The organism is Granulicella arctica, assembly GCF_025685605.1.
Taxonomy (GTDB): domain Bacteria; phylum Acidobacteriota; class Terriglobia; order Terriglobales; family Acidobacteriaceae; genus Edaphobacter; species Edaphobacter arcticus.
In genome coordinates this window covers 639,418-651,624 of sequence record NZ_JAGTUT010000001.1, presented here as the reverse complement: position 1 = coordinate 651,624, position 12,207 = coordinate 639,418, and the positions used below count along the sequence as shown (strand labels likewise).

Annotated in this window: 9 protein-coding genes; 3 read left to right on the top strand and 6 right to left on the bottom strand. The window is 60.2% G+C overall.

Annotation, left to right across the window (positions count from 1 at the left end; genetic code table 11):
* Nucleotides 1-42: 42 nt before the first annotated feature.
* Both tig and OHL20_RS02635 read right to left on the bottom strand, forming a co-directional pair.
* Nucleotides 43-1,491, bottom strand: coding sequence for a trigger factor (gene tig, locus OHL20_RS02640; RefSeq protein WP_263381666.1), 1,449 nt, complete (start codon nucleotides 1,489-1,491; stop codon nucleotides 43-45).
* Between the two features lie 166 nt (nucleotides 1,492-1,657).
* The gene (locus tag OHL20_RS02635) at nucleotides 1,658-2,977 is read right to left on the bottom strand and encodes an aldose epimerase family protein (protein WP_263381665.1); all 1,320 of its coding nucleotides are present in this window, start codon (nucleotides 2,975-2,977) and stop codon (nucleotides 1,658-1,660) included.
* Between the two features lie 245 nt (nucleotides 2,978-3,222).
* Here OHL20_RS02635 and OHL20_RS02630 point away from each other — a divergent pair, with 245 nt between their 5' ends.
* The 3 genes from OHL20_RS02630 to OHL20_RS02620 all read left to right on the top strand — a co-directional run bounded on the left by OHL20_RS02630 (nucleotide 3,223) and on the right by OHL20_RS02620 (nucleotide 6,926).
* Nucleotides 3,223-3,936, top strand: a complete 714-nt coding sequence (locus tag OHL20_RS02630; protein WP_263381664.1) for a uracil-DNA glycosylase — start codon at nucleotides 3,223-3,225, stop codon at nucleotides 3,934-3,936.
* 533 nt (nucleotides 3,937-4,469) lie between these two features.
* Nucleotides 4,470-4,766 (top strand): YtxH domain-containing protein, encoded by a 297-nt coding sequence (locus OHL20_RS02625; RefSeq protein WP_263381663.1) that lies wholly within the window; start codon nucleotides 4,470-4,472, stop codon nucleotides 4,764-4,766.
* Between the two features lie 135 nt (nucleotides 4,767-4,901).
* A complete protein-coding gene (locus OHL20_RS02620; protein WP_263381662.1) occupies nucleotides 4,902-6,926 on the top strand; it encodes a M13 family metallopeptidase in 2,025 nt (674 codons plus the stop codon).
* A gap of 74 nt (nucleotides 6,927-7,000) precedes the next feature.
* Here the strand turns inward: OHL20_RS02620 and OHL20_RS02615 are convergent, their stop codons facing one another.
* The 4 genes from OHL20_RS02615 to OHL20_RS02600 all read right to left on the bottom strand — a co-directional run bounded on the left by OHL20_RS02615 (nucleotide 7,001) and on the right by OHL20_RS02600 (nucleotide 12,207).
* The gene (locus tag OHL20_RS02615; protein ID WP_263381661.1) at nucleotides 7,001-9,472 is read right to left on the bottom strand and encodes an ATP-dependent Clp protease ATP-binding subunit; all 2,472 of its coding nucleotides are present in this window, start codon (nucleotides 9,470-9,472) and stop codon (nucleotides 7,001-7,003) included.
* A 278-nt stretch (nucleotides 9,473-9,750) separates the two neighbouring features.
* On the bottom strand, nucleotides 9,751-10,455 hold the full coding sequence (locus tag OHL20_RS02610) for an ABC transporter ATP-binding protein (RefSeq protein ID WP_263384932.1): 705 nt from the start codon (nucleotides 10,453-10,455) through the stop codon (nucleotides 9,751-9,753).
* A 47-nt stretch (nucleotides 10,456-10,502) separates the two neighbouring features.
* Complete coding sequence (locus tag OHL20_RS02605) at nucleotides 10,503-10,964, bottom strand: carboxymuconolactone decarboxylase family protein (protein WP_263381660.1); 462 nt, start codon at nucleotides 10,962-10,964, stop codon at nucleotides 10,503-10,505.
* Nucleotides 10,957-12,207, bottom strand: coding sequence for an FtsX-like permease family protein (locus OHL20_RS02600; protein WP_263381659.1), 1,251 nt, complete (start codon nucleotides 12,205-12,207; stop codon nucleotides 10,957-10,959). Before OHL20_RS02600 ends, OHL20_RS02605 begins: the two co-directional genes overlap by 8 nt.

Here is a 12,207-nt window from a genome sequence, read left to right as displayed (position 1 = left end):
CCGTAAGCGAAGCGGAGAAACATGCTTCTGTTTGTTGTCGGTTTACGAAGCCAGCTTCTCGTAGAGTACGTTGCCCGTCTTCTCCCTGCGCATCTGCTCGCGAATCCGTGTCAATCCGCCATCCTTCGACAACCGCTCCCGCAGCGTCTCAAGCGGCTCACGCGACTGGATCGACAGCATCAACAACTCGCGGTTGAGATCATCATCACTCACCTCGACGTTCTCTGCATCCGCCACACGATCGAGAATCAACGAAGCCTTCACCTCGTTCAAAGCCTCATCCCGCTGTGCCGCACGCAGGCGGTTGAAGTCGAGCTTGCGCATCTCCTCAGCCTTCATACCCTGCTGAGCCAGTGCCCGGAGTCCGCGATCCAGCCGCGCATCCACCTGCTGCTGCACGAACGATTCCGGAACGGGAAACTGGTACATCCCAACCAGCTGCTCGAGCATGATCTCCTTCGCGCGATTCTCGAGACCGTCCTTCTTGCGTCCGGCCGCATGCTCCCGCAGCTTCGTCTCGAAATCATCCCAGCTCTCATAGTTCCCAAGCTGCTTCGCGAACTCAGCATCGCGCTCCGGGAAGCTCTTCGCCTTGATCGCCTTCACCGTCACGTCGTAGCTCACCGTCTGTCCAGCAAGTCGTGGCTCACCAAAGTCGGCCGGGTAGCTCACTTCAAATGTCAGCTCCTGCCCAGGCTTCGCGCCACGCAGCGAGTCGTTGAACGCCGCCAGCGTATTTTTGCCGCCGATCTCGACCAGCACATCCTCGCCTGTAATCGGTGCCTGCTCCGGCGTTGCATTCTCGACGCCATCTTCCGTCACCGTCTGCGCAAGGTCCTTCACCTGGCCCTTGAACTCGATCTCGGCCCAGTCGCCATCCACCAGCGGACGATCCTCTTCAATCGTCTCGACCGTTGCATGGCTGTCGAGCGCACGGCTCAGTTCGTTCTCATACTCGTCATCCGTCAGCGTCACCTCGGGCTTCTCGACCTTGATCGAGTCATACCCGGCGATCTCAAACGTTGGCATCACCTCGAACGCAGCCTTGAACCTCAACGGCTCGCCCTCCATCAGGTGCAGGTCCGTCATCTGCGGCTGCGACACGGGGTTGATCTTCTGCTCGTCGATTGCCGTACGGAAGCGTTCCGTTACAAGGCTGTCAAGAACCTCCTGGCGGATCTCCTTCATGAACTTCGAACGCACCAGCGTCTCCGGCACCTTGCCCGCACGGAAGCCCGGGATGCGCGCCAGCTTCGTGTAGCGCTTGATGATCGTCTTGTACGCCTTGGAAACCTCTTCAGCCGGTACCTCGACGTCGATCTCCTTCATCAGTTCAGGATTCAGCGAAGGTCCGTGCTGGTGATCGTGCGTATGTCCCGCGTGGTCATGCTCATGGCTATGCCCGGCTTCAACTGCAAGCTCGTGGGTCTGTTCTGCTTCAGGCTGCAATTCAGCCGCGTCGTTTGTTTCCGTAATCTCAGTCGAGGTCAAGTCAATGCCTTCCAGATGTTGCTTAAGAAATATGCCGCGTTGTGTACGCGAGGGGAGCCCGTTGATCGTAGAAACTGGCCCGAATACGCAGCAAGCGCCTGATACCACTGTACGAGTCTTCATCGGGCAGGGTCAAACGGCTGCGTCTCCTGAACCTCCCCCGAAGCTATCCCGGTCCCATCGCCGGTCCGCTGATCGGAAACAGCTCCAGTCGCACCTTCCACTGCATACTCTCGCCCGGCTGCAGCACGACCATCCCCGTATCCTCATCCTTCGACCACTCCCGGCCAAACGGATCGTCATAGTTCGTCTGCGGATCGATCGAGATCATCGACTCGCCTGCCGGTGCATACACCCGCATCGCCTTGATCGACGGACTCAGCGCCGTGATTCGTATCCCATACCCAGCAGCCGGATTCCGTATCTCGGCCTCCGCCCCTGTCGAGAGCGCACCTGTCTTCAGGTGGACGTAGGTATCGTTCAAGCTCGACGCCTGCAGCGCCGCCCCGCTACGGCTCGCAAAGTCGTACTCCGTCCCTTCAACCGGCAGCAGGCGTCCCGTCGGCAAGCCGCTCTCCCGATCCTTCGTCTCCGCCCGGGTCATCGACGGTAGCTTCAACGTCACCTGCGACCGCTGGCCTGCCGGAATCGCAAATCGCGGTCGCCAGCCAATCCCCATCGGCTCCGGCTCCGAACCCACATTGCGAGCAATGATCGTCACATCCATCGTCCTGGCGCTCAGCAGCACCGTCGTCCGCACCTCCGTCTTCGAAGGCCAGTGACCCTCAAAGCTGCCCGCGTTGAAGACTCCCTGCACCACACCGCCGTCCGGCATCACCGAGGGCGAAGCTGAATCCGCAGCATCCTTCAGGAGCAATCCTCCCACCGAACTCTGTGTCCCCGTCCCCTGCGCGCCCGCACTCCCGCCCTGCGCGGAGTTCACCGGCAGCGTAATCCCACGTCCCCGCCAGTTCGCCAGCACCGATGTCCCGCCCGGCAGCGCCGCACCTGAAACCTGCCCCGCCCACGGCACCTCGATCGCTCCACCCATTGCAAGGCTTACCTCGCCGTTCACATCGCCTTCGATCCCGGTCATCGACCGCGCCGCATCCTGGAGCGAAGGTGCGTCCAGCAGCGGCACCTCACCCTTGCCCGGCAGAAACGCCATAATCTGCAACACATTCATCCCGCGTCCCGGCAGCAGCGTCGCCGACAGAAATTCAGGCGTGATTCCCGCCTCCTGCTGTGCCCGCGTCAGCACCACCGCGTCCTGCCCACCGGGCTGCGGCGTGCTCACCACCACCACTGGCGGCCTCTCTCCAAGCTCCGTCTTCAGCTTATGCAGATGGCCGCGACCCTTCTCGCGAATCGCAATTCCCGTACCAACCAGGGCCACCACCAGCAGCACAATCCACGTCACACTCGATCGCAGCCAGGCACCTGTTCGAAATCGCCCCAACACGCGCCCAAACGAACGCTCAATCATTGCCAGATACATTCTGCTGATACGTGGATCTTCCAAGTCAATGCCTCATCAATCGTGTGCTGTCGAGGATTCTACCTTGCAGCGAAGTCTCTGTTCTTCCACTAAACTCAACGTGTCACTTCCCGTATCGACCGCACTTTCGAGTCCACCAGAGCTTGCCCCGTAAAATCCCATCATCGCCGCTGCCGATCTTCCCGTTGGGTCTCCCTCGCCCCATAAGGGGCGTTTCGCCGCCAGTTGAAGGCATGTCTCATACGTTCGATGCCGTTCGCGACCCCTCCGGCAATGCCGTTCGCGACGCCATCATCACCTGCGAACGCTGTCCCCGGCTCCGCACCTACTGTGCCGGTATCGCCGAGACCCGCCGCCGCGCCTACCAGGACCACGTCTACTGGGGCCGACCCGTTCCCGGCTTCGGCGACCCGAAGGCCCGCATTCTCATCGTCGGCCTCGCCCCCGGAGCCCACGGAGCCAATCGCACCGGCCGCCCCTTCACCGGCGACGGCTCCGGAGCCTTCATGTACCCCGTCCTCCACGACCTCGGTCTCGCGACCCAGCCAACCGCGACCCACCGCCACGACGGCCTCAAGCTTCGCCACGCCTGGATCGCCTCCGTCGTCCGCTGTGCCCCGCCCGGCGACAAGCCCCTCCCCGAAGAACTTCGCAACTGTGCCACTCACTTCGCTGCCGAGGCCGCCAGCCTTACCCGCCTCCGCGTCGTCGTAGCGCTCGGAAAAATCGCGTGGGATGGTCATCTCGCCTATCTCCTCGGTCGAGGCATCATCACCCGCCGCTCCGACTACAAGTTCACCCACGGCGCAGAGTACCTCCTGCCCAACGGCCTCCACCTCCTCGGCACCTACCACCCATCCCTCCGCAACACCAACACCGGCCGCCTCAACCGAGTCATGTTCACCCGCATCTTCGTCCGGGCCAGAGCACTAGCCGGCTTGGATTAACCCGTTACCCTCTTCCTGTCCTTCGCGAAAGGGAGGCTCACGTCGGTATTTGATCGATGTTGAGCTTCGATCCCCTAACCACAAATCCCGTCATCTCAACCGAATCCGCCCCCAGAACTTGGCAAATGCAAGCCCGCGAGACCCCCATCCCTCGCAGAATCAGCCTTACCTGACACTGAAAGGTCCAGACCTAAAGCCTCTCGTATGAAGACTTTGGACTTTAGAAAAAAATAAAGTCCAATCCCAACCCAATCTGCCCACACGTTCTCGAGCTTCCGTAACGATCCGGAACCATCCCCCGCCAACATCTCGAAAACTTGACAAACGCAAGCCACAAATAACCAGCCGCCTTGAAACTACGGCATGCAGTCCCCAGACCAATCCAGACCTAAAGCACCTGCAATGAAGACTTTGGACTCTGGGGGAAATAAAAGTAGAACCTATGCCACCCCGAACGCGCCACAAAACCAACCATTACAATCAAAGCCAACTCCTACCAGTAGAAGTTCATTCTGAAAACGAGGTCCCGCCGCATGAATAACAAATATCTCTGGTTCGCCCTGGGCATCGGCGCCACCTTTGGAGCAGGCATCGCCCTCCTCTTCGCCCCGCAATCCGGTGTCAAGACCCGCAAACAGATCGGCAGAGGACTCGACGAGGCAGGCGATTATCTCGAAGATGCCGGCGACTACCTCAAAGACCAGGCCGAGAAGCTAAGCACAGAAGCCCAAAAGGTCATCAAGCAGACCACCACCAAGGTCAATCACCTCGTCGACGAAGCAGTCGATCGCTCCAGCGGTGCAGTCAAGTCAGTCACCTCAATGTTCTAGAGCCTGCCTGCCCGACCAAGCAAAAGCCCCGGCAACTCGCCGGGGTTTTTCGTTCTCAGCGATTCCACCACAGATTTGATTTGAAGCCGCCAAGCCAAGCGGCTACAGTGAAGGGGCTATCCCAGGAGATCTCCTTTGCCCCTCAAAACTGCAGCCTTGCTGGCTGCACTAAGCCTGTCCACGATCGCAGTCGCCCAGAACCGGGGCGTCGCCGCAGAGAATATCGATCGCAGCGCCAGTGCCTGCACCGACTTCGACGCCTATGCCAACGGCCAGTGGCGCACCACACATCCCATGCCCGCCATCCAGACCACCTGGGCGATCCGCACCATCACCCAGGATGAAACGCGCGCCCGCCTCCGCGGGATCGCCGAAGAGGACTCCAGCAAAGCCGCCACCCTCCCTAAAGGCTCCCCCGGCCAGCTCACCGGCGACTTCTACGCCGCCTGCATGGACGAATCCCGCGTCAACGCGCTAGCCCTCAGGTCGCTCGAACCAATCCTCAAGCAGATCGAAGCGATCCACGACGCAAGCAGCCTCAACGCCGAGATCATTCACCTCCAGCAGATCAACATCGCCGCTCCTCTCGACCTGTCCTCCTCGCAGGATCTGCACAACACCAAGCAGGTCATCGCCGAGATCAGCATCGGCGGCCTCGGACTCCCCGACCGCGACTACTACCTTCGCGACGAACCCCGCTTCAAGAGCGCCCGCGAGAAGTACCTCGTCCACGTCCAGACCATGCTCACCCTCGCCGGAGCCAGCGAAGCAGACGCAACCCGCGCCGTCGCCGCCGTCATGAAGATCGAGACCGCCCTCGCGCAAGCCCGACTAAGCCGCGTCGAACTCCGCAACCCGAAGATCACCGACAACCCAAAGACCATCGCCGAGGTGAAAACCCTCGCCCCGCACTTCACCTGGGATGAGGAGTTCACAAGCCTCAACATCACCAAAGAAGGTCACAGCAACATAACCCAACCCAGGCTGCTCCAGACCTTCGACACTCTCCTCACGACCGCATCGCTCGACGACTGGCGCGCCTATCTTCGCTGGCACGTTCTGAACAGCGAAGCGCCCTACCTGTCCGCGCCCTTTCAGGAAGAGGACTTCGCCTTCCATGGAACCGTCCTCACCGGCGTCAAAGAGCAGCGCCCGCGCTGGCAGCGCTGCGTCATCGCAACTGACAACCATCTCGGCGAGGCGCTAGGCCACGAATACGTCGACCGCTACCTTCCTCCCGAAGCCAAAGCCCGCGCTCGCGAGATGGCCGTCAACATCGTCGACGAGCTGAAGCGCTCCATCGAGACCCGTGACTGGATGACCGCGCCGACCAAGGCCAAAGCGCTTGAGAAGGTGACCGCCCTCAACATCAAGATCGGCTATCCGGATAAGTGGAAGGACTACGCCGGCGTCACCATCGACCGCGCCACCTATCTCGATGACGTACTAAGCTCAAGCCGCTACGAGGTTCGCCAGGATCTCGACCAGATCGGCAAGCCAGTCGACCGCGGCCTCTGGGGCATGACCCCGCCGACCATGAACGCTTACTACAACCCCTCTATGAACGAGGTTGTCGTTCCCGCCGGTTATCTGCAGCCGCCCGGCTTCGATCCCAAGGGCCTCGACGCGATCAACTACGGCGCTGTCGGAGTCGGCATCGGCCACGAGATCTCGCACGGCGTCGACGATGAAGGCGCGCAATTCGCCGCCGACGGCAAGCTCGAGAAGTGGTGGACCGACGCCGACTACAAGAACTTCGAGGGCCGCACTGCCTGCACCACAAATCAGTATGACGGCTACTTCGTAGAGCCGGGCCTCCACCTGCAAGGCAAGCTCGTGACCGGCGAAGCATTAGGCGATCTCGGCGGCGTCAACCTGGCCTATCGCGCCTACAAGCGCTCCCGCGAGGGCAAAGGTCCTGAGCCAATGGTCGACGGCTTCACGCCTGATCAGCAGTTCTTCCTGGCCGAAGCGCAATGGCGCGGCGCACTCGTCCGCCCCGAGGCCGCTCGAACGTCCGTCTCGGTTGACCCACATCCGCCGGGCAAATACCGCGTCCTGGGCCCGCTCAGCAATATGCCGGAGTTCGAGAAAGCCTTCTCCTGCAAAGCTGGCGACGCGATGGTCCGCGAAGGCGAAGACCGCTGCGCCCTCTGGTAAAGCTCTGCGGAAGGGCGTCCAGACATAGGAAAGCCCCGGTCGCAGCCGGGGCTTTCTCAGGTTCATTGACGGGTTTAGACAGCCGTAAGTGCGAGGCCAGCGACCTTCTCTTCGCCGTCCGACGCAATCGGCCGATAGAACAGCTGGTTGTTCTGCATGTACACCTCAAGGAACGCCGGTCGTACCGCGAGCAGGCCACCGATCAACGCCTCGGACAGCGGATCTTCGATATACCGCTGCAGCGCGCGACGCAGAGGACGGGCCCCATACGTGCGGTCTGAAACGGTCTTATCGAGAATCCACTTCTTGGCATCGTCGTTCACCGAGATCGTGATGGCCTTATGCACCAGGTTGGTATTGAGCTGCTGCACCAGCAGTTCGAGGATCTGCATCAGGTCCGCATCCGACAGCGACGTAAAGATGATGATCTCGTCCAGGCGGTTCAGGAACTCCGGATTAAAGGTGCGCTTTACTTCGCTCCGGACAAGCTCTTCCATCTTGTCGAGAACCATGTCTTCCTTCTCACTCTGGAAGCCAAGCCCCTGCCGCTTCTGCAGGTGCTTCGCTCCAATGTTCGAGGTCATGATGATGATGCAGTTCTTGTAGTCGACCGTGTTGCCGAGTCCATCCGTCAACTGACCGTCTTCGAAGACCTGTAGCAGCAGGTTGAAGACATCCGGATGGGCCTTCTCGATCTCGTCCAGCAGCACGACCGAGTAGGGGTTTCGCTTGACGCGCTCGGTGAGCTGACCGCCCTCCTCGTAGCCGACGTAGCCCGGAGGCGAGCCGATCAGTTTGCTCACGGAGTGCTTCTCCATGAACTCTGACATGTCGAACCGGATGAGCGCCTTCTCGCTGCCGAAGAGGAACTGTGCCAGCGTCCGCGCCATCTCCGTCTTACCTACGCCGGTCGGTCCAAGGAACAGGAAGCTGCCGATGGGACGAGCCGGATTTTTCAGGCCTGCACGCGACCGGCGGATCGCCCGCGACAACGCGGAGATTGCCTTGTCCTGCGAGATGACGCGCTTGTGCAGCTCTTCTTCCACGCGAAGCAGGCGCTGCGTCTCTTCTTCCTTGAGCGACGTGATCGGAACGCCCGTCCAGCGGCTGACGACATCCTCGATATCCTCGCGCGTTACGATACCCGCCGAGGAATCATCAAGGTGGTACTTGTCTCGAAGCGCCCTGAGGTTCTCGCGCTCTTTACGCTCCTCGTCAGAATAGAAACGGGCCTTCTCGAACTCATGGTTCGCAATGGCATTCTCCATCCGGTGAACGATGAACTTGATCCGCTTCTGAACCTCGGTCAACTCCTCGGGAAGGGAAGTCTGACGCAACTTCACCCGCGCACCAGCCTCGTCGATCAGATCGATTGCCTTGTCCGGTAGGAAGCGATCAGGAATGTACCGGCTCGAATGGGTGACCGAGAAGTTGATCGCCTCATCCGTATAGCTGACAGCGTGGAACTTCTCGTACTTGTCCTTGATGCCCATGATGATCTTGATCGCATCCTCCTCGTTGGGAGGTGGAACCTTGACCGCCTGGAAGCGACGTTCGAGCGAACGATCCTTCTCGATGGATTTGCGATACTCCGCTGGAGTCGTCGCACCAATGCACTGAATCTCGCCACGGCTGAGAGCCGGCTTCAGAATGTTTGCAGCATCGAGCGAACCCTCAGCCGATCCCGCGCCAACCAACGTGTGAAGCTCGTCGATGAAGACGATGGAGTTCTGATTCTCCATCAACTCCTTCATGATCGTCTTCAGCCGCTCTTCGAACTGCCCGCGATACTTCGTTCCCGCAACGATGAGCGAAAGGTCGAGCGCCAGAACCCGCTTGTCGGCCAGAAAGCTTGGCACCTCTCCGTCAGCAATCTTCTGGGCAAGTCCCTCAACGATGGCTGTCTTACCGACGCCCGGCTCACCGATCAGCACAGGGTTGTTCTTCGTGCGGCGGCACAGAATCTGGATGACGCGATCCACTTCCGTATCTCGTCCAACCAGCGGGTCGAGTTGCTGATCCATGGCTGACTGCGTCAGATCGCGAGAGAACTCGGCCAGCATGCTTTGCTCGCCGCGCTGTCCCTTGCCGCTGCCAGAGCTTGACGGTGCCTTCTCCTGCGTCGTTCGCTGTAGCTCTTCGCGGATGGCCGGAAGCCGCAGACCGCGCTCGGTCAGGATCTCCGCAGCGAAGCACTTCTCCTCGCGGAGCAGCCCAAGCAGTAGATGTTCAGTGCCAATATGTTTGTGCGAAAGCCGTTCGGCCTCTTCGGCTGCGTAGGCAAGTACCCGTTTGCACTCGTTCGAAAGGGGCAGGTCGACGGAGGTCGAGACCTTCTCCCGAATCGTCGTATGTCCTTCAATCTGCTTGCGAATCGACTCGACCGAAGCATGCGACCGGAGGAAGCGATTCGTTAACGCTTTATCTTCTCGAAGCAGGCCGAGCAGCAGGTGCTCAGTCTCAATGTAAGGGGACCCAAACTGACTAGCCTCATATCGTGCAAAGAATATGACGCGACGTGCTTTCTCCGTGTAGCGTTCGAACATGTTCCCCCTTCAAGCCGGCCACCACATGCGCCCAAGGGGGCTACACATAGCACCATTAGTCCAGTCACATTCCGCATCACTTAGCCGGAACACTCAGGCTGCTGCCAACAGGCGGAGCATCCATCACCTACATATAGTGTATCCGTACACTCCCGCCGGGCAAAACCCCGGCGAAACTTACATGTACGCTACATCAACAACCATTGGATGGGCTATCTGCAAATCCGGTGCGAAACTCACCCCGAAGCCACTTCGGTACCTGTCCAGGAGTTAGACGTTTAACGAGCAGGATCCTCAGTCAGATTTCCGTCCCGCAACCGGAGCAGCCGGTCGCAGCGCTCGGCAAACTCAACGTTGTGGGTAACCAGGACGCTTGTCAGCCCGTGAGCGCCATGCAGCCGTTGGATGAGCCCGAAGACCGCCTCGGCCGTCCGTCCGTCGAGGTCGCCGGTCGGCTCATCGGCCAGCAGCAGCTTTGGCTGCGTCACCAGCGCCCGGGCCAGCGACACCCGCTGCTGCTCTCCGCCGCTCAGCTCGCCCGAACGATGCTCGGCACGATCGCCTAACCCTACCTCGGCCAGCCAGACGAGCGCCGCCGCCATCGCCTCAGCCCGCTTCGTGCCGCGTGCCAGCAGCGGCATAGCGACGTTCTCAAGCGCGGTAAACTCCGGCAGCAGGTAATGAAACTGCCAGACATAGCCGATATCGCGATTCCTGAATTCAGCCGCCTGCCGTTTGGTGAAGGAGCTAAGTCGCGTCTGCCCGCACCAGACATCGCCCGCACTGGGCGTATCGAGCGCCGCCAGCAGGTGGAGCAGGGAACTCTTACCACTGCCACTCTCGCCAACAATCGCGACCATCTCGCCTTGGCGGATGGTGAGATCAAGGCCTCGAAACAGCTCCAACTCACCCCGCCCGGTGCTGTAGGTCTTCGTCAGCCCGGCGGCGCGCAGAACCACGGGGTGCTCTGCCGCAAGCGGCAGCGGCTCCAGCGATCCTCCGTCGTGGCGGAACTGTACCCGTGGCTCGCTCAAGCGGTCACTTCCGAGCGGTTCGAGTGGGAACCAAGAGCGATCGCGATCCGGTTCCAGGCATTGATAGTTGTAATCACCAGCGTCAGATTGACGGTCTCTACATCGCTGAAGTGAGCACGAACTTCGTTGTAAATCGCGTCCGGCGCATGCCCATCCTGAATGTTCGTTAGGGCCTCGGCCCAGGCCAGCGCCGCTCGCTCCCGCTCGGTGTAAGCCGATGAGCTTCGCCATTCTGCCAGGCCATCAATCTGCTCGCCGGTCTCAAGCAGCTTCCGCAGCTCCGCCGTATGCAGTCGAATGCAGTATTCACATCCATTCATGGCCGACACTCGAAGCCGCAGCAGGTCCAACAAGACCTTATGGAGGCCGCTCTCAGCGTTCAGGTAGTGCTCCAGCGCCGTCATCTTCGCCAGCCCCTCCGGTGCCAACTGCCCGTACTTTAACCGTGGTTCACTCATAGCGCAAAGCCTCCGCAGGCAGCACGCGCGCTGCACTCGCACTTGGATATAGCGTAGCAATCAAGCTGACGCCTAGCGACACGCCCGCAACGATCAGCGCGTCCACCACCCTGGGCGCGAATGGCAGATAATCGATCGAATACACTGCCGCATCCAGCTTGATGAATTGATAGTGACCGCCAGCCCAACTTAGCCCATAACCGACAATCAGCCCAAGCACGGTGCCGATCACCGAAATGAGCAAACCCTGCAAGAGGAAGATTCTCCGCACCTGTTCGGCTCGTACACCGAAGCTCATCAGCACCGCAATGTCGCGTGTCTTTTCCATTACCATCATCGTGAGCGCGATAAGGATATTGAGCGCGGCCACACACACGATCAGCGCAAGCACGATGAACGTTACCACCTGTTCAAGCTTCAATGCCCGGAACAACTCGCGATTCTGCTCCATCCAATTTGTGGTCTGAAAGCCCTTGCCGGCGGCTGCTTCGATCGCGCGACCAATCGTGTCTGCGTGGTAAAGATCATCGACCTTGAAGCTGATGACGGAGATCAGGTCTGGTTCCGAGAAGAGTCGCTGGGCGTCCGTCAGTCGCAGAAATGCGTAGCTGGAGTCGTACTGGTAAAAACCCGAACTGAAGATCCCCACAAGCCGAAAACGCTGATAGCGCGGCACCAGGCCGAGCGGCGTCAACTCTCCCTGCGGACTTGTCACGAGCACGGTATCACCAACCTTCGCACCCAGTGTCTCTGCGAGATTCTTGCCGACAACGATCGGCGGCAACGCCTGCTGACCGGCAGGATCACTTGAAAGGGGAGCCGACAGTTCTTCGGATGATCCATCGTTTACGGCCTGCAAGAGATTCCCGATCGTCCGTTCATCTTTGGGGACGATCCCTTTAATCAGGCCGCCGCCGCTCCGTGCTCCACGCGAGATCAGTACCTGTCCATATAGCCCAGGAGCGGCCGCCGTCACATGCGGCAGGCTTCGCAGGCGTTGCAGCAGAGGCTGCCAATCACGAATGCCGTCCCCGGCTACACGCATCAGGTCTACATGCGCGGTCGAGCCAACCAATCGCTCCTGAAGGTCTCGTCGCATCCCGTTCGTGATCGCCAGCGCGATGATCAGCGAAGCTACGCCGGCCGCAACGCCGATCACAGAGATGGTTGTGATCACGCCCACGATTGCCTGCCGCCGCTTTGCCCGGAGATACCGCGCCGCTATGAAGAACTCAAACCGCAT